We start from the raw sequence: 19,026 nt of genomic DNA, 5'->3' as shown, positions 1-19,026 counted from the left end.
AGGCACATTAGTTGCCGCATGGGCAACCTGCGGTGAACTCAATAGACCACCTAAAATACCACCGATTCCGGCAGTACCTGCAACTAATAGATTGCGTCTAAATACCCGCGCCTTGTCAATCTTCTCCTTCTCTACTATGTCCTTCTCTAACTTTTTCTTTTGATCTGAATTTACCATCTTATACACCTAACTTAATAATAGTTAACTCGGATTTCATGACGGTCACCCATTTAGCACTAACTTACATTAATCCTAATTAGACCTGAGAAAGTAGTTTGCTTATCCTCTAGCAAAAATAAACAAGCTACATTGTCTGTTATCTTTTTTGATAACAATCACTTTTACTAAACACTTTTTATAAGCCACATATCAGCGACCTAACTGTAACTATTATAATAATTAATTCAATAAATTCAATGGCAATTAGTGCACAATTGTCATTCGCAATAATAACAAATTCGTTAATTAATATTTGTATACAGGTGTCATTTACCTTGCGATTTATTTCTAAAAGCTAAGTAGTTGTACAATTTTAGTTAAATAACATATATAGTGATTATATATAAGGCAAATTTTGAAAAATATTTTAAAAAATATATAAAAAATAAAAATATATAAAAAGCATTATAAGTTAATTCTTGTAATAACCTATAATGCTTTTAATGTTATTCAATTTTTGTTACATTTACCAATTATTTATCATCACGTTTACGCAGTTTAGCTGCCTGCTGCTTAGTCAGAGCCGGAAAAATGATTTTAAATTGACTGCCTTGCCCTTCAACGGATTCAACACTAATTTTACCATGGTAACTGTTAACCAGCTTCTGCGCAATTGACAAGCCCAGACCATTACCACCTTTTTCTCGAGTACGAGCCTTATCTACCCGGTAAAAACGATTAAAAATCTTAGCTTGATCGTCCTTAGAAATCCCTTCACCAAAGTCTTGCACAATAATATTGACCTCATCTTGCAAAAGTCCTGCAGAAACATTCATCTGCTTGCGATCGGTCGAATACTTAATACCATTATCAATCAAGATTACAAGCAATTGCTCTAAATGTCCTTGATAAATTTGAATTTCTGTATCCTTTGGCAAGTCATCCATATCAAGACTAATATTGAAATCTTGATGAACCAGTGACATATCGCTGACAACTCGATTTAAAACTTCGGAAACCTTGGTTACCGCATTAGGATATTGCACATTAATCTGCTCAGCTCTCGTTAAATCCAACATTTCTTGAATTAAATGCTGCATCCGTTTTGCTTCTTGCAGTGATGCCTTAATCGATTCATTCAAAATCTCAGGATCATCCTTGCCCCACCGCTCAAGCATATTCAAATGACCCTCAATTACGGCAACAGGTGTGCGCAACTCATGCGAAACATCCCCGACAAACTCCTTTTGTTGGTCAATATAGCGCTGCATTCGATCCAACATCTGATTAAAAGACACTGCCAATTCCTGGAGCTCATCATGGCGATGAAAATCAGCAATCCGTGCAGTACTATTAGGATCATCATTAACTTCACGTGCTACCTTGGACATTTCCTTAATCGGCTTCACAATATCAAGCACAATAATAAAGGCAATTGCCGTAAACAATACAATTGCAATAATTGAAATCCGCACCATCCATTTGAGCAAATTTTTCATTAGGTCATTGTAATACGACATCCGATTAAGGACAACGATATAACCAGTTAACTTACCAGTCCTAATCGAACGCACTTTTTGGTATGTAATCAGCACTTGGCGATGATTGCGGAAAGTCTGCTCCTGCTTGTATTCACCCTTAAAGTTTTTAAATGCCGGAATCATATCTTCACTACCATTGTCAAAAACATCTTCCTGCTGCAAATTATAAACGACTACGTTCAAATCAGGATTAGTCAATGATGACAATAAATTATCATTAAAAGCATTAGTTGAGCGACCATCCTGGCTGATTACAGGATCACCCTGTAAGACCTTTTTAGCAGAAGGTGTTAGTGCAGGTACCACATTTGCAATTTGTAATTCGGTCGGAATAGAACTTAGATTACCATTCAGCTGCACAACCATTTGGTTAGAAGTTTCCTTCTGCTGACCAATTGACTGCTGACCAACAAACGTATAAATAATTACTGAAAATACAATAAAGGAGACCATGATCGTCAAACTAACGATACTAACCCACCGTACAATTAGCGACGAGTGCTTGGTCCCCTTCTTATTTTGTTCCTGCTGCTTAGTTCTTTTCATCATCTTCATCTCTTACCATATATCCAGTACCACGAACGGTCTTGATATATGATGGTTGACCTGGTACATCAATCTTATTGCGAAGGTAACGAACATAGACTTCCACAACATTAGTTTCAATATTTGAGCCAGGTCCCCAAATCTTAGCAAGTAACTGATCCCGGCTGACAACATTGTTCTTATTCTTAATTAATGTCATAAGCAAGTTGTATTCCCGTTTAGTTAAGTCAACGGTCTTACCATCACCACGACGAACAATGCGGTTAGCCGTTTCAATTGTCATATCCTTAAATTTGATGACCTTCTTTTCAATTGTGTCATCAGAAGCTTCTTTTTCAATTTTAACCCGGCGTAAAACTGCGCGTAGACGAGCTAATAATTCCTCAATTGCGAATGGTTTAACAATGTAATCATCAGCACCATGATCAAGACCAGAAACACGATCAATCACAGAATCACGAGCTGTCATCATGATGATTGGGGTTGTCTTCACTTGACGAACCCGCCGGGCAATTTCTAAGCCGTTTAAATCTGGCAGCATTAGATCAAGCAAGATAGCATCAAAGTCCTCATTTAATGCCGTTTCTAACCCTTTACGGCCATTACCTTCAACAACTGTTTCATACTTTTCGTGTTTTAATTCTAGCTCGACAAACCGAGCCAAATTTTTCTCATCTTCAATTATTAATATCTTTGCCATCTTTTTCATCCCTTTTAAAATTATTATTCACACCAAAAACTAAAATATTTTTAAACTTAATTTAATAACTAAAGAATACTGTAAAAAAGCATACAAAACAAGCTTAAGCACCTAAGTTACCGCAACCTTAATTATCTTAAAATATTCAATTTTATTAATTTTTATCTTGCTGGTTATCCTTTTGGTCTAACAATTCTTTTAGCTTAGCAAACGCCGGATTAACCTGATTCTTTTTACCTTCATCAAATTTAGTTTCTGAAATAACAGCCCAGCCTTGACCTTCAGGATAAATATCTTGGTCTTCTTCTTCAGGTGTCAAAATCGTCGTTGGAATATGCAGCAGCAAGTTATCCTCAATTGCCGTTTGCAAATCAATTTGATCATTCTCAATCTGGACAATTGGTGTTTCACTTGCTTCTAATTCTTCTTTGGCTACCTGATCCTCAGAATAATTTTCACTAAAATGAAAATCTTCGTGATAGTTCACGGGCTCCAGGCTACGACTTGACGGTACAACTAGATCAGCTGTTACATGCAAATCACAGGTAACATATGGCTCGCTATAAAAAGCATCACCAACTAAATGAACATTCTTTGCCTGATACAGCAACTTTTGACTACGCTCTAAAAATTCCGGCCGCATTGTAACTTCATGTTCAATATGTATTAGCGGCGATTTGTTATTTTCTACCTGCGAAAAACTAATCGTAAACATCCTTAAACCTCCAACGGTCTACGACCAAAGTTTTGGTCAACTTGCAAAATTTGCTCAACCAAGCGATCCACACGCAACTGTAAATGCATTGACCCCGTACGTGTATTTTTCTGGTCAACTTTTGAAATAATGTCAGTCGTTGTCCCTTTTCTGATTTTTTTCAGATAACGGCGACCCAACTTGCTATAACCAAGCAAAAACAGTGATTCATGATTAAAGCTGTCAAGCATGTCATCTTGAGTAACATTTAATAAAGTATACAAGCTTAGTCGACGCAAGCGTGAATAAGTATAACGCTTAGACTTAATGTAGCGCAAGAATTCCGTAAAATTACGTGCACGATGAATTTCTTGCTTCATTTTATATTCAAGCCCCTCACTCATTTGGTATATTTGCCGCAATTCTTCAACTGACGAAGACTCAAGGCGATACTTCAAAAATGGAAACAACAAGTTCCAATTAGGATAAACGGGCTGCTGGTAAAGTTGTGCTACTTCTTGTTTAGGCAGCCACTGTTCCAATTCTGCACCTGCTTTTTGATGCAAAATAATATTCCGAATTGCACTGGCACTCTGAACCACACCTTCTCGCTGCAATAAATCATCATGACCAGCACCAATTCGATTAACTGGATGTAACATGAGCGGCGTCCCCAAATTATAATTGGCGACCGCATAAGCTAATCCCAAAATTGCATTCGGCTGGTTGACTTCATAACCTACTTCACGAGCAACCATTTCGTTATATTGGGTTGAATATGTTTGGCTATAATCATTAAAATTCATGTGATTTGGCGGAATTTCAGCGATTTTGCTGCCAAGATAAGCAAAGTTAAGCGTTGCATCTTCCACACCAAATATCAAATCATTAACACCCAATTTGGCTAATTGATTAATACTTCCCAGTGAAAAAAGGTCGGCAGGCTCAACAGAAGTAGAAAAAGGCATCTCAAAAACAAGGTCAGCACCACTATTTAAAGCAGCCTGCGCCCGTGACCACTTATCCATAATTGCCATTTCACCACGTTGAACATAATTTCCTGACATTAAAACCACAATTGGATCTTTACTGCCAGCCAGCAGCCGTGCCTGATTTAACAAAAATTCGTGGCCACTGTGCAATGGATTAAATTCGGCAATAATCCCCACTACACTCATTGTCGGCTAGTCTTCCTTTATCTCTAATTGCTTACCTTCTGACCACAATTTTTCAACATTATAAAAATCGCGCGCTTCTTCGGTAAAGACATTGACAACAACATCTCCTAAATCAAGCAATAGCCAGTTAGACTCACTTGACCCTTCAATACGGTAATCATAGTAGTCAGCCTGGTGTGCTTCATCAACAATTGCATTGGCAATCGCGTGCAGCTGGCGGTTTGAGCCGGCACTAGTTGCAACATAATAATCAGCCAAAATACTAATTCCTTGCATGTCATAAGCAATTGTATCCTCACCATGACGGTCACTGATGGCTTTTAATACAAAAGTCAAAATTTCTTTACTAGTCAAATTTTTCTCCTTAATTATCTTTAATACTCCACACGTTATAAGCCTTAAAAGTGCGGGGATAAATCTTATTTCTCTTTTCAGCTAAAAAGCTGAGGCTGTGCGCTAACTGGTAGCCTACACCAGCATCCAAATTGGCAAAAGTAATCTGACGCGCTTCTTCGACACCCGGAAAATCTCGTCCCGGCTCAATAAAGTCTGCCATGAAAACAATCTTATCTAAAGTTGTCATCTCGACATCACCAGTTGTATGCCGATCAACTGCTGTCAGAATTTCACTGTCAGTAATTTGCAAATCACGTTTAATAAAGTATGTCCCAACAATTCCGTGCCAAATTGCCCGATTCCAATTTAAAAGGTCCTGGTCAAAGCCCTGAGTCTTAATTACTTCGCGATATTCAGAAACAGGTATCTGCTTAGCATAATCATGAACAAAACCGGCTAAAGCCGCCTTATCCTCATCATAATGGTTAAGACGAGCCAATTTTTGCGCTGTTTGACTAACACGCACGCAATGCGCAAAACGTGGTGCATCCATGTTAGCTTTTTCTTTAGCAATAATTTCCTGACTTGATAGCGGTGAATAAGTGTTGGCAAAAAATAAATCAGTCATAATACAGTCCCTTTCGATGAATATAATCGCGTACTGGTTCTGGAACTAAATATCTAATTGAACCACCCATTGTGATTGTTTGCCTAATTAAGCTTGAGCTGATGTCAATTGCTGGTACATCAACCCAAATCATTGGCAATTGCGGCTTTTGCTCATAGCCTGGTCGCCTAATGCCAACCAAAGTTGCCAATTGGGCTAATTTAAGTGGCTCTTTCCATTCACTTAAATTATTAACCTGATCGCTGCCCATAATCAAATAATAATGATTTTGTGGTGCTTTTTCATGCAAATAAGTCAGCGTGTCAACTGTATAAGAAACGCCGCCGCGAAGCAATTCAAATAATTTTACTCGAAAGCGTGGATTGTCCTGGGTTGCTAATTCTAGCATATTTGCTCGATCTTCCGCAGATACAGTCGGCTTATCTTTCAACGGCGGAATATTTGTTGGAATAAACCAAATTTCATCTAAATGTAGCTTCGTCAGAACCTGCTCAGCAACTACCAGATGGGCTAAATGAACCGGATTAAAAGTGCCGCCCATAATCCCAATCTGCAGTCCATGAGCTTGCGCAATTTCTTCTTCTTCAACTTGAACTATCGGCTTTTTTTCAATACTTTTTGCAAACGTCATTCTTCGCCTCTAAATTAACGCGCGTCTAATTCCCAAACCAATCTTATCAGGCGTGTATATTTTAACTAAACAGTCAGCTGGAACCGTAATAAAGCCAATTCCGCCAAATAAGACGTCACTCTTATAAGTCGTATGCATTTCTTGACCCTTGAGTGCCGGCAAATTCTCACCCTCTGACGGAGGAGTTAATAAGTCCCCCACATGCTTTTGATAAAATTCATCCGCATTTTCCGTCTTTGTCCGGTGAACATACAAGTCCCGAGCAACATAGACCGTAAAGCTGGTTGGTTCGCCCTTTAAGTAATCAATTCGTCCTAGACCCGCCAAAAAGAGGGTATTGCCCGGCTTTAATTGATAAGTTGCTGGTTTAAGCGGCTTTTGCGGTGAAATCGCAGCCAAATCTTGCGGATTAAGGTGAGTTGCCAATTGATTTTCCGACATAATTCCCGGTGTATCAACCAAAAAATGACCATTTTCCAGTGGAATTTCAATTCGGTCAAGCGTCGTCCCTGGGAAACGCGATGTCGTAATTAAATTCTTGATGTCGCCCATCTGGTCAATAATTGCGTTTAATAACGTGGATTTGCCAACGTTAGTCATCCCAACAAAATAAACATCTTCGTTGCGTGACTTTTTATCTAAATAAGCAATTAAATCAGTTAAGTTTTTCTTTTTAGCAGCACTGACTAAGAAAATCTTCTTTGGAAACAGTCCAACTCGATTTGCTTCCTGCCGCATCCAATCTTTAATTTTACTTTCTCGTGAATTAAGTGGAAACAAGTCAAACTTATTACCAACTAAAATTAATTCATTATCACCGACAAAACGTTTCATTGATGATAAGAGTGAATTAGTAAAGTCAAACAAGTCAACGACATTAACTATTAATGCCTTTTTTTCAGCTAGAGAATTGAGTAGTGCCAAAAAGTCATCGTTATCAACATCAACCGGCATGATTTCATTGTAGTGTCTCAGCCTAAAGCAGCGTTGACAATAAAGATCATTAGCCTCAGCTTCACTTTCAAGTGCCTTTTTAAGTCGCGAAGCTGGCAAGTAGCCGGCTTCCTTGGGGTCATCAGATTGCAGCTTGGCGCCACAACCGATACAAATAATATCATCCATTTTTTAATGTCTCCTTAAAAGTTACACGGTGAGAAATTGCTAAAAAGAAAAAGATGATTTTTTCAAAAAAGCGGTTAATCCGTGTATTCCACTTGTCTGTCTCAATTAGTGGCTTAACTAGTACTGATTCAACACCAGCCAAGTTACCGGCTTGAATATCGGTGATTAGCTGGTCACCAACCATCATGACCTGCTTCTTAGTCAAACCCATTTCCTGCCGCTTCTTCGTAATTGCAAAAGGCATTGGCTTTTTGGCTTTAGCAACAAACTCAATATGATACGGGTTAAGTACCTTGCCGACTCTAGCTGCATTATTATTTGAAATGACAACTAGCGTAATACCAGCAGCAGCCAGCCTGCGATTGAGCTGATCCATTTTCTTAGCCGTCTCAAACTCATTCCATGCAATTAGCGTGTTATCTAAATCCGAGAACACTGCCTTAACATCCATTTCATGGAGTACATCAGTATCTAAATGATAGATTGTATCAATTGTGTAACGTGGCCTGAATATCATCTGGCTCCCCCTTTTCTAGCATATTCTTAGTCTAATATATCAAAAAATAGCGTCAAGGTCATAAATTTTGACATAAAAAAACGGCGCCATAAGCGCCATTTTTGAATTAATTTAAAGCTTTTTTAGCAGTTTCTGCTAATTGTGCAAAAGTCTTTGAATCGTTATAAGCAATGTCAGCCAACATCTTACGGTTAATGTCAACACCAGCTACTTTCAAGCCGTGCATTAACTTAGAATATGAAATATCATTTTGTCTTGCTGCAGCATTGATTCTGGCAATCCATAACTTTCTGAATTCGCTCTTACGTCTTCTACGGTCACGGAATGCATATCTGTAAGATACAAATAATTGTGTACTTGCAGCCTTAAATTGCATATGCTTTGCGCCACGGTAACCCTTGGCAAGCTTCATAACCTTCTTACGACGTTTACGTGTTACTGTTCCACCTTTAACTCTTGGCATCTGAAATTCCTCCTAAATATCGTTGTTCTCGTCTAACTTGATAATTAACGCATTTGAGAGAGCATCTGTTTGATGCGCTTCAAGTCGCTGCGTGAAACTAATGCAGCCTTTCTCAAATGACGACGTTGCTTCTTAGTCTTGCCGTGGAAACGGTGACCAGTAAATGCGTGATGACGCTTTAATTCACCAGAAGCAGTTCTCTTAAAACGCTTTGCAGAAGCGCGGTGGGTTTTCATTTTAGGCATTTTTCAATTCCTCCAAATTAACTAATTTTTACTTTTTGTCACTCTTAGGAGCGAGTATTAAGAACATTGAACGACCTTCCATCTTCGGTTTGCTAATCACAGTAGCAATATCCGCAGTGGCTTCAGCCATCTTCTCCAGCACTTCACGTCCTAATTCCTTGTGGGTGATTGCACGACCTCTGAACCGAATCGAAACACGAACCTTAGCACCCTCTTTAGTGAGGAACTTTTGCGCGTGCTTTAACTTAGTGTTAAAGTCGTTACCTTCAATGGTTGGACTTAAACGGATTTCTTTAACGCTGACAGTCTTGGACTTCTTACGAGACTCTTTGAGTTTCTTTTGTTGTTCAAAACGGTACTTACCATAGTCCATGATGCGGGCAACTGGTGGCTTAGCATTAGGCGAAATTAGAACTAAATCTAAATTCGCAACACTTGCTTGCCGTAATGCTTCAGTCTTAGTTACTACACCAACTTGATCACCATCTGCATTAATTAAACGAACTTCGCGTGAACGAATTTGATCGTTTAATATTAAATTCCTTGGTATAATTCTTCACCTCCGTGTTAATTTGAGGACAAGAAAAAGGGCGAGTATTAAGTTACCCGCCCATAATCAACAGAAAATATCGATTAGCCCAGAGGTCAACTTAACTTAGGCGAGAAGCGGGAGCTTCTTCTTGTTCTCAACTAATAAATAATTATAGTACTACTGCTACATTCTTGTCAATAAGTTGACTAAAACTTTTCGATGTGCAAACAAAAATGCATCCAGCAATTATCAAAACTAATTGTCTGAATGCATTTCTATTTAAAATCAGCTTAACTGTTTACCAACCAGATTGCCCACTATCGACAAAGTAAAGCAAACTACAAAATAAAGTAGTGCTAAAGCCACAAACATTGGCAAGGTAAAGTTAGCATTTTGACCATAAACAATTTGTGCTTGCTGCGTCATTTCAGGAACAACAATAATTGTTGCTAGTGACGTATCTTTAATCAGTGATACTAATTGACTGACAAGGGTTGGGATTATGTGTTTATATGCCTGTGGCAAGACGACATGCCACATTGTCTGGGCAAAATTCATTCCCGTTGAACAGGCACCTTCCATTTGTCCGGGTGCTACCGATTGAATTCCTGAACGCACAATTTCTGCAATCATCCCAGATTCAAAAACTGTCATCGCAATGATTGCTGCCGGAATAACATCAGGGCGAAAACCAAAGTTAGGTAAACCAAAATAAGTAAAGAAAATAATTAGTAATAACGGCAGGTTTCTGACAATATCAACAATAAAGCCGACAGTTGCCGAAACGTACTTGATTTTAGCAAAACGTAAAATTCCCAGTAATGAGCCAATAATAAAACTCAAAACCATTACAATTAGGGAAATGAAAAGTGTAACCTTTAATCCCAATAATAAAAAGCGAATATTAATCCACGAAAAAGCATTAGTCCAAGTTTGCATCGTTTTTGCCCTCCTAGCTTAATTTCTTTTCTAAATAATGCATGTAGTAACTTAATGGCATTGTTAAAAGCAAGTACAATATACCAACCACCAAATAACTATTGATTGTATCAAATGTCTTTGATGCAATCGCATTGGCTTGATAAAGCAAATCAAACCCAGCCACAAAGGCCAAAATAGAAGAATCCTTAATCAAATTGACAAATTGATTGCCAAGAGATGGAATAACGATTTTAAAAGCTTGCGGCAAAACCACATAACGCATTGCCTGCCAGTAAGTCATCCCTGTTGAGCGGGCGCCTTCCAGCTGCCCCGCTTCAACCGACTGGATTCCAGAACGGATAATTTCGGCAATAAATGCCGACGTGTAGAGCGTCAAGCCGATTGTTCCGGCAGTGAAGCCGTTAATTTTAAAGAAATATAACGGAATAATCAAGTATAAGAACATTACAATGACTAACAACGGAATATTACGAAAGACTTCAATATAGATTCGGCACAACAAATGAACTAATTTACTCGGCAACATTTGCAAAAGCGCAAGTACAGTTCCAATGATTGAACTAAAAACTAGGGTAATCAAGCTGCACAATAAAGTCCAACCCAGACCAACTACAAGTTGACTACCAAAATGGGTAAAGATATTAATCATTGTTGATACATCTCCTTGTAGTTAAATCCAGGAACTTGACCAAACCATTTTTTAATCAAGTGATTGTATTCCCCACTATGCTGCAGCTGGGTAATTGCACGATTAACCGCCCGTTCAAACGGCTTTTGCTGCTTATTAATGGCAATGCCATACGGTTCTTTGGTAAAAGTGCCACCAGTTACAACTAGACTAGGATTTTCAACTGCCAAGCCATAAAGTACCCCATTATCTGACACCAAGGCATCACCTTGATGCGATTTCAAAGCACTTACAGCTTGACCATAGTTTTGCATCCCAATTACTTTTGCCTTGGGAGCAAACTTTTTAACTACTTCAGAAGAATTATCACCAACAATTCCGATAACGGTTTTCCCATTCAAATCATGCACGTTTTTAATGCTCGAACGAACTGGCACAAGCAAGGACTCGCCCGCATCGAAATACGAATTAGAAAAATCAATTACTTTTTTACGCTCAGGAGTGATCGACATTGTGGCAATTACCGCATCCACATTACCATTTTTGAGCAGCGGAATCCGAGATTGAGCTGTTGCGGTCACAAACTTAGCTTGACCGCTCGGTCCTAAAATCTGCTTAGTAATTGCTTTGGCAAGGTCAATTTCGAACCCCTTATGGACATCGTCACGCACGTCAATCAAACTAAAGAGTTTCATATCTGCTTCGACACCCCAAGTAATTGTCTTAGAGCTTTGCGCATTTTTCAAAACTGCCTGATCGGCAACCTTTTGCCGGCAGCCAGATAAAAACAACATACAAAACAGAACCGGAATTAACCAAAATTTCTTTTTCATGATGGTCACTCCTTAATGCGCAATAATTTTACTTAAAAATTGTTGTGCACGTTCAGTTTGTGGCTGCTGGAAAAAGTCTCGGCTGGCATCATCTTCGATAATGTGACCTTGATCCATAAAAATTACGCGGTTAGCTACTTCTTTAGCAAAGCCCATTTCATGCGTCACGATTAATGAAGTCATGTCACTATCTGTTGTGACTTTTTTGATAACCTGCAATACTTCATCAATCATCTCTGGATCAAGTGCTGATGTTGGTTCGTCAAAGAGTAGTAATTTAGGGCGCATTGCTAGTGACCGGGCAATTGCAACCCGTTGCTTTTGCCCGCCGGATAGTTGGCACGGCATGTTCTCTGCCTTATCAGCTAAGCCAACCATTTTTAGTAATTCTAGTGCCCGCTGCTTATTTTCAGCTTCTGGCATACGGCTTACAATTCGCGGTGCTAACATAATGTTTTCCAAAACATTTTTATTCGCGTAAAGATTAAAATGCTGAAAAACCATTCCAACATCGCGGCGCAAAAGATTGGTGTCAGTCTTAGGGTCTGACAAATCGCGGTTATTAACGATTAATTGCCCACCTTCAATCGATTCTAACTGGTTAATTGTCCGAATTAACGTACTTTTACCAGAACCGGAGGGACCAATTAAAACAACGGTTTCTCCCCGATCAATTTTTAGATTAATATCGTGTAAAGCATGAAACTTACCATAAAATTTCTGCACATTGCGGAATTCGATCATCGACATAAATTTCTCCTCATTAATATTAGTAGAAAATTTAAGTATCAAATTGAACACTCAGCTAGCTAAAATCCAGTAAGGCCAATCGTCTACACTACATTTGTAACTCGACAGACAATACCAACAGATTTTTTAAATTTAAAAGTGCCGAAATTAATAATATGTTTTCTAATTCTTACTTATTCTTGGTTATTTTTCGCGTGAATATGACTTAACATCAGCCTCAATTTCTTTAATGAATTCGTCTAAGCTCTTAGCAATTTCTTTGTCAGTACCGTAAGGACGAACGTTGACACCATTATCTGCCATTTCCTTATCACCCAAAACAAGCGTGTAAGGAACTTTTTGGGTTTGAGCTTCACGAATCTTGTAACCTAATTTTTCATTTCTGAAATCAACTTCTGCTCTGAAACCACGCTTATTTAATTCGTCGCGAACCTTCTTAGCATAATCGCCATGAGCATCAAGGTTAACTGGGATAATTTCTACTTGAACTGGAGCCAGCCAAGTTGGGAAAGCACCCTTGTAAATTTCAATTAGATAAGCAATGAACCGTTCCATCGTACCAACAATTCCGCGGTGAATCATAACTGGACGATGTTCTTCGCCATCTTGACCAATGTAAGTTAAATCAAATTGTTCTGGCAACATGAAGTCAAGTTGAATGGTCGACATGGTTTCATCGCTGCCCAAAGCTGTCTTAGTTTGAATATCAAGCTTAGGACCATAGAATGCTGCTTCGCCTTCTGCTTCAACATAGTCAAGACCCATGTCATCCATAGCACCTTTAAGCATTGATTGACTTCTTTCCCACATGTCATCATTAGCAAAGTACTTTTCAGTATTCTTTGGATCACGGTATGACAAACGGAAGTAGTAGTCAGTAATGTCAAAGTCCTTGTAAACATCCATGATTAATTGCAAAGTTCTCGCAAATTCATCTTTGACTTGGTCCAAAGTAACGAAGGTGTGACCATCATTCAAAGTCATTTCCCGAACTCGTTGCAAACCTGACAAAGCACCTGACTTTTCATATCTGTGCATCATCCCCAGTTCGGCAATCCGTACTGGTAATTCACGGTATGAACGAATATGGTGCTTGTAAATTTGAATATGTGATGGACAATTCATTGGTCTTAATTCAAGCATTTCACCATCACCCATGTCCATTGGTGGGAACATGTCATCACGGTAGTGTGCCCAGTGACCAGAAGTCTTATAAGCATCCAAGTTCATCAATACTGGTGTGTAAACGTGTTGGTAACCACGAGCAACTTCTTTATCAATGATGTAGCGTTCAATCACGCGGCGAATAGTGGCACCCTTTGGCATCCAGTAAGGAAGACCTGCACCAACCTTCGGGTCAACGAAGAATAAGTCAAGGTCACGACCGATTGTCCGGTGATCGCGTTCCTTAATTTCTTCGCGACGCTTAATATCAGCATCAAGATCAGCCTTCTTGAAAAAGGCAGTTCCAGAAATCCGTTGCAGCATTGGATTAGAAGATTGACCTTGCCAATAAGCACCAGCAACACTGAGCAACTTAAATTGCTTAATTTTACCGGTATTTGGCAAAAGTGCACTAAAACCTAAGTCAACGAAGTCACCTAACTTATATGCTTCAACGGTGTCGCCTTCAGCCTTTAACAATTCAAGCTTGAACTTGTCATCTTTAAAAATGTTTTCTAATTCGCTCTTGGACATCTCTACTTGTTCAATCTTGGCACCACTCTTGACTGCCTTTTGGATAGCCTTTTCTAATTGTGGCAATTCACCAATTTTGATTTGGTTTTCTTTATCAGTATCAACGAAAAAGCCATCACGATCAGCAGCGTGTTCACCCAACCGCAATTCTGGATAAGCCTTCTTAGCTACTGCTTCAAAAACAAAGGCAACAGTTGCACGTAAAACGTTCAAACCGTCTTCATCTTTATCAGTAATGATTGCTACTTCTGCATCATCATTTAATTCGTAATCAACTGGCTTTAATTCGCCGTTAACTTTTCCAGCCAAGGCAGCCTTACCAAGTGAGGTCGAAATATCATGTGCCAAATCGGCAATTGAAATAGCTTGGTCATAGTCACGTTTTGACCCATCAGGCAAAGTAATTGAAAAACTCATGTTTACCTCCATAAACAAAAAAAGCCCCAGTGCAATTAAGCACTGGGACGTATATTAACGCGGTTCCACCCAAATAGATTAGAGTACCTCTAACCCTCTCTTAAGATTGATAATGGAATCCAGCCTTTGTTAAAACCTTTATTAGTAGAATGAGTGGGGTCTTGCTCATGAAAGACTTCCAGAAAAACGTCCTTCTCTCTGAGTTGAGTAACATCATGTTCATTCGTTGCACTTAATTATACGCAAACGACATTTAAATGCAAGAACTTTTTAATAGAAAACTTATATTATGTTTCTGAAAAGACCTCTACTATTTTTTGTATTTTCCTTAAAATACTCTGTTTTTTTGCTTCACGAGCACCATGTCTACGTGAAACTGGAGGTAAAATATTATCAAGTTCAGAGCCATTATAATTAACATAACCCTTGTCAATGGAATCTCCAATAAAGTTATTCGCACCTTCCTTTAAATGTTCATCTTGTATCAGTTTTTGTACATTTTCTTTTCTTTGTTTTTTAGCAAAAGAATAAAATGAATCAAGAATTTCAGAAGAATTTTCAAATTTGGATAAATCAGTATGATTGATAAAACCCAAAATCAAATCCTCCTTAGCACGAATACCTAGACTTGACCGGATAATTCGCTTTACCTCAACTTTTAACGAACCAATATCTTTGTTCTTTTTAGACTTTTCAAAAATTAATTTTAAAATGTAATCAAGATTAATTTCATCTGTCTTCAATAAATCAACTTGAAATTCAATATCAGAATAATCAATTTTTGAAGATGTATCACTAGCAGCTTTATTGTGCTTCTCTTCCAAAACCTCTTCGCGAATATCCGCGTATGTACTCTTCATATCCTGTAATTGTCTATCAGAAATAATTTGATCAAAATCTTGATATGAATCATAATTTTTTAAAATATTATCAGATTTCAAAATTTCCCCAAACAATTGGACGAATTCCTTTTTATCAGAATCTGTTTCAATTTTTGTTGGTTCAGGAAACTTGTCAATCATTTCATTACATAGGTCTTTATATCCTTTAACAACTTTCCCAGTTTCTTCTTCAACAAAACCATTTAAATAATCTTGATAACTTCTCTCAAGAATCACATTAACACTATTACTATCACCAAAAATCTTAATTGCATCTTCAGTTGGTTTTTGTAAATCACGAAAACAAACAATGTTACCAAAAGTTTTAACTTTATTTAAAATCCGGTTAGTTCTAGAAAAAGCTTGAATTAATCCATGATATCTAAGATTTTTGTCAACAAATAGAGTATTCAAAGTTGGTGCATCAAATCCAGTCAAAAACATACCAACTACAATCAACAAATCTATTTCTCTATTTTTTACTTCCTTGGATAAATCTTGATAATAATTCTGAAATAACTTGCCATCAGTTGAGTAATTTTTTTTAGGAGTAAAGAAATTATTGTAATCCTTAATCGCTTCATCCAAAAATTCCTTATCACTATAATTTAGTTTACTAGGATCAAAATTTTCATCGGCAATACTACCAACTGCATCTTGCTCACCATTAGCTGCAAAACTAAAAATAGTAGCTATTCTCAATCGCTTATCTTCAGGTATATTCTTTTGCTGCTTTTTAAATTCTTCATAATATAACCTTGCAGCTTCAATATTCTGTACAGCAAACATAGCAGTAAAACCATTCAAGCGTTTACTCTTAATATCATATTGCTCATTTCTGTGTGTTTTGAGATCGTAATTTTTGAGAATATATTTAGTAATTTCATGAATTCTATCAGGATGCAGTAATAACTTTTTAGTTTTTATTTTAGCTAACTCATTTTCATCTTGTTCAATTTCTGCAGATTTAAAAATTGGCCTACTATCATTGTAGTCAACCATAAATTTTAATACTTTTTTATCGCGAATTGCATCAGTAATAATATAACTATGCAACTGTGCTCCAAAAATGCTACCTGTAGTTTCTGCACCAGCAGCATTTTCAGGGAAAATCGGTGTTCCTGTAAAACCAAATTGATAATAATATTTAAAATGTTTCCTAATATTTTTTTGCGCCTCACCAAATTGTGAACGATGACATTCATCATAAATTAAAACGCAATGCTTCTGATATATTTCATGATTAGGATTCTTTTTTACAAACTCATTTAGTTTTTGAATTGTCGTAACAACAATTTTATTATCTTCTTTTTCAATATTTTGCTTCAATGCTTTAGTATTTTTGCTACCATTAACGCTGTCTTTTTCAAAACTTTGATATTCTTTCATTGTTTGATAGTCTAAATCTTTTCTATCTACAACAAAAAACACTTTAGCAATGTAATCTAATTGAGTAACCAACCTAGCAACTTTAAAAGAAGTTAGGGTTTTACCAGAACCCGTAGTATGCCAAATATACCCACCTGCATCAATTGTTCCAGCTTTTCCTGATAAATAACTCGAACGAATTTTCCACAAAATTCGTTCAGTTGCTGCAATTTGATATGGTCTCATAACCAAAAGTTTGTTATCAGAATTAAAAACGCAATATTTTGTAATTATTTCCAATAAAGTAGTCTTATCAAAAAAAGTAGCTGTAAAATCTTCTAAATCTCTAATTGGTCGATTTTTAACATCCGCCCATTCACATGTAAATTCATAATGATTTTTATCCTGTGCGGTAGTATTGGCAAAATATCTTGTGTATGTTCCGTTAGAAATGACAAAAAGCTGAACATATTTATATAAAGAATTATCTGAATTGAAACTTTCTTTACTGTATCTATGAATTTGATTAAATGCTTCGTGAAGGTTGACGCCACGCTTTTTTAGCTCAATATGCACTAAGGGAAGCCCGTTAACTAAAATAGTTACATCATAACGATTATGATGCGTCCCAGTTTGGCTAATCTGATGAACTACTTGTACATAATTGTTACTAAGACACTTTTTATCAATTATTTTGATATTTTTCAAATGACCATCATCAAAAATAAAATCTTTGACGCTATCAATCTGGACTTTACGTGTTTTCTCAATCATTCCGTCATTGGGCTTATCAAGATATTCATTCAAAAAGCGTTGCCATTCTTTTGACGTAAATTCAACTTTATTTAGCTTTTCAATTTGCTTTTTCAAATTAACATATAAATCCGCAGAAGAACTTGCAGATAAGAATTCATAGCCTTGAGCTTGTAATCTAATAAGCAAATTTTCTTCTAATTCAGCTTCTGTTTGATAACTCTTTTGTACATGCTCCCTAGGTTTAAATTCAGCGAGAATAATTTGGTTAGGTAATTCTGCAACTGGTACCTTCACTTTATATTTCAAATGTGATTCAGTCATTTTTTACCTCCCACTTAAACTCTTTAATAAAATTATTAAAGAGTAGTTTTAACATATTTTTTTCTTCAGGCCGCAATTCTTTATATTCAAGGTCTGCCTGTTTACTATGACTGTATAAGTTAATTCTACGAACGTATCCATTCCTATTATCTTCTGAAATATCATCGCCAATTATAAGCTCACTCCAATTTTTGTAACCTAAATAAGTAGCAGTTTTTTCTAAAAGATTTCTAAACAACAAAAAATGATATTTTTTAATTCGGTTTTCTTTAATTGCATTTTCTATTTCTTCTTTTACAATCAAATGATAACCAAAAGGTGAATCATTTTGACTATTTAAAACATAACCAATTTCATTTTCTTTTTTCTGCAGAGAAAAGAAAGAAACTTTATTATCTTTAATATTTCGATCACGCCTAAGTTCATTAAACAAAACATTATAAAATAGAGCATGATGGGTGGAAATAATAAAGTGCAAATCTTCATTTCTGGAACCTACAATTAATTCTTTTAGGTCAATCGCTGTATCAATTGCATTATTATCATCTAAAGATGAAATTGGATCATCAATAAAAATATAATGAATTTGATTAAATTCATTAGTGCTACGATCTTCTTTATCTTCATTTAATTCAGAAATAATGGTTTCTAACAAAACATAAAAAACTGACCAAATAAAGATGCTTTCTTCACCTTTTGAAATTTTAATATTATCAACCGCTTCATTATCACCAGTTGGAATACTAAAAGTAATTTCACCAGTCTCAACATTTATTTGTGGCTCAATCTTTGAGGAAGCAAATTCACGAAATTTTTCTGCTATTCTATTCTCCATGCCTTGATTTTTAATCAATGTAATAAAAGCTGAAGAAGTATTTATTTTTAAAATACGTTCTAAATTATTTTCTAAATCATTATCCCAATAAAATAAATCTTCGGTGAATGCATTGAAATAAATAATATGCTTAACTTCTTCTCCACTATCATCAGTCTCATTTACAAGATCTTTAAATTTCATAGAAAGTCTTGTCTTGCCCGTTGCATTAAACGCATACAATAATGTAACTTTCTTATTACTTTTTTTGAGATCTTTTGCTACGTCATTTAGCGAAGCAAACTCTTTATCCTTCATTGCATCTC

General features: G+C 36.7%; 19 protein-coding genes and 1 other annotated feature. All 19 genes read right to left on the bottom strand.

What is annotated here, in order from left to right:
- Positions 1 to 692: 692 nt before the first annotated feature.
- The 19 genes from PT281_RS07500 to PT281_RS07410 all read right to left on the bottom strand — a co-directional run bounded on the left by PT281_RS07500 (position 693) and on the right by PT281_RS07410 (position 19,018).
- The gene (locus PT281_RS07500) at positions 693 to 2,255 is read right to left on the bottom strand and encodes a HAMP domain-containing histidine kinase (protein WP_277153420.1); all 1,563 of its coding nucleotides are present in this window, start codon (positions 2,253 to 2,255) and stop codon (positions 693 to 695) included.
- Positions 2,233 to 2,946, bottom strand: coding sequence for a response regulator transcription factor (locus PT281_RS07495; RefSeq protein WP_277131508.1), 714 nt, complete (start codon positions 2,944 to 2,946; stop codon positions 2,233 to 2,235). Before PT281_RS07495 ends, PT281_RS07500 begins: the two co-directional genes overlap by 23 nt.
- Before the next feature lie 154 nt (positions 2,947 to 3,100).
- Positions 3,101 to 3,661, bottom strand: a complete 561-nt coding sequence (locus tag PT281_RS07490; protein WP_277153418.1) for a DUF177 domain-containing protein — start codon at positions 3,659 to 3,661, stop codon at positions 3,101 to 3,103.
- Between the two features lie 2 nt (positions 3,662 to 3,663).
- Positions 3,664 to 4,818 carry a nucleotidyltransferase gene (locus PT281_RS07485; RefSeq protein WP_277153415.1) on the bottom strand — a complete coding sequence of 385 codons (1,155 nt, stop codon included), beginning with the start codon at positions 4,816 to 4,818 and terminating at the stop codon, positions 3,664 to 3,666.
- Positions 4,819 to 4,824: 6 nt separating this feature from the next.
- Entirely contained in the window at positions 4,825 to 5,172 is a 348-nt protein-coding gene (gene rsfS, locus PT281_RS07480; RefSeq protein WP_277142441.1) for a ribosome silencing factor, read from the bottom strand.
- Positions 5,173 to 5,182: 10 nt separating this feature from the next.
- Complete coding sequence (gene yqeK, locus PT281_RS07475) at positions 5,183 to 5,782, bottom strand: bis(5'-nucleosyl)-tetraphosphatase (symmetrical) YqeK (protein ID WP_277153413.1); 600 nt, start codon at positions 5,780 to 5,782, stop codon at positions 5,183 to 5,185.
- Entirely contained in the window at positions 5,775 to 6,413 is a 639-nt protein-coding gene (locus PT281_RS07470; protein ID WP_277153411.1) for a nicotinate-nucleotide adenylyltransferase, read from the bottom strand. Before PT281_RS07470 ends, yqeK begins: the two co-directional genes overlap by 8 nt.
- A gap of 9 nt (positions 6,414 to 6,422) precedes the next feature.
- Entirely contained in the window at positions 6,423 to 7,535 is a 1,113-nt protein-coding gene (gene yqeH, locus PT281_RS07465; RefSeq protein WP_277153409.1) for a ribosome biogenesis GTPase YqeH, read from the bottom strand.
- On the bottom strand, positions 7,528 to 8,052 hold the full coding sequence (locus PT281_RS07460) for a YqeG family HAD IIIA-type phosphatase (RefSeq protein WP_277131491.1): 525 nt from the start codon (positions 8,050 to 8,052) through the stop codon (positions 7,528 to 7,530). The genes yqeH and PT281_RS07460 overlap by 8 nt, the downstream gene beginning before the upstream one ends.
- A 106-nt stretch (positions 8,053 to 8,158) precedes the next feature.
- Complete coding sequence (gene rplT, locus PT281_RS07455) at positions 8,159 to 8,515, bottom strand: 50S ribosomal protein L20 (RefSeq protein WP_277131488.1); 357 nt, start codon at positions 8,513 to 8,515, stop codon at positions 8,159 to 8,161.
- 44 nt (positions 8,516 to 8,559) lie between these two features.
- Positions 8,560 to 8,760, bottom strand: a complete 201-nt coding sequence (gene rpmI, locus PT281_RS07450) for a 50S ribosomal protein L35 (protein ID WP_122018520.1) — start codon at positions 8,758 to 8,760, stop codon at positions 8,560 to 8,562.
- A 28-nt stretch (positions 8,761 to 8,788) separates the two neighbouring features.
- Complete coding sequence (infC, locus tag PT281_RS07445; RefSeq protein WP_277131516.1) at positions 8,789 to 9,313, bottom strand: translation initiation factor IF-3; 525 nt, start codon at positions 9,311 to 9,313, stop codon at positions 8,789 to 8,791.
- Between the two features lie 23 nt (positions 9,314 to 9,336).
- Positions 9,337 to 9,448 (bottom strand) — a sequence feature (ribosomal protein L20 leader region).
- Positions 9,449 to 9,577: 129 nt separating this feature from the next.
- Positions 9,578 to 10,231, bottom strand: a complete 654-nt coding sequence (locus tag PT281_RS07440) for an amino acid ABC transporter permease (RefSeq protein ID WP_277153407.1) — start codon at positions 10,229 to 10,231, stop codon at positions 9,578 to 9,580.
- A gap of 13 nt (positions 10,232 to 10,244) precedes the next feature.
- Positions 10,245 to 10,883 (bottom strand): amino acid ABC transporter permease, encoded by a 639-nt coding sequence (locus PT281_RS07435; protein WP_277153403.1) that lies wholly within the window; start codon positions 10,881 to 10,883, stop codon positions 10,245 to 10,247.
- The gene (locus tag PT281_RS07430; RefSeq protein ID WP_277153401.1) at positions 10,880 to 11,695 is read right to left on the bottom strand and encodes a transporter substrate-binding domain-containing protein; all 816 of its coding nucleotides are present in this window, start codon (positions 11,693 to 11,695) and stop codon (positions 10,880 to 10,882) included. The genes PT281_RS07435 and PT281_RS07430 overlap by 4 nt, the downstream gene beginning before the upstream one ends.
- Before the next feature lie 12 nt (positions 11,696 to 11,707).
- Positions 11,708 to 12,445: an amino acid ABC transporter ATP-binding protein gene (locus tag PT281_RS07425; RefSeq protein ID WP_277153399.1), complete on the bottom strand. Its 738-nt coding sequence runs from the start codon at positions 12,443 to 12,445 to the stop codon at positions 11,708 to 11,710.
- A gap of 183 nt (positions 12,446 to 12,628) precedes the next feature.
- A complete protein-coding gene (gene thrS / locus PT281_RS07420) occupies positions 12,629 to 14,560 on the bottom strand; it encodes a threonine--tRNA ligase (RefSeq protein ID WP_277153397.1) in 1,932 nt (643 codons plus the stop codon).
- Between the two features lie 287 nt (positions 14,561 to 14,847).
- A complete protein-coding gene (locus PT281_RS07415) occupies positions 14,848 to 17,886 on the bottom strand; it encodes a type I restriction endonuclease subunit R (protein ID WP_277153395.1) in 3,039 nt (1,012 codons plus the stop codon).
- Entirely contained in the window at positions 17,879 to 19,018 is a 1,140-nt protein-coding gene (locus PT281_RS07410; protein WP_277153393.1) for an AAA family ATPase, read from the bottom strand. Before PT281_RS07410 ends, PT281_RS07415 begins: the two co-directional genes overlap by 8 nt.
- Positions 19,019 to 19,026 lie beyond the last annotated feature (8 nt).

It is taken from the genome of Lactobacillus sp. ESL0701, from assembly GCF_029433445.1.
In the GTDB taxonomy this organism is placed as follows: domain Bacteria; phylum Bacillota; class Bacilli; order Lactobacillales; family Lactobacillaceae; genus Lactobacillus.
Note: the sequence above shows the minus strand (reverse complement) of the source record. Positions and strands in the feature narration are given on the sequence as shown.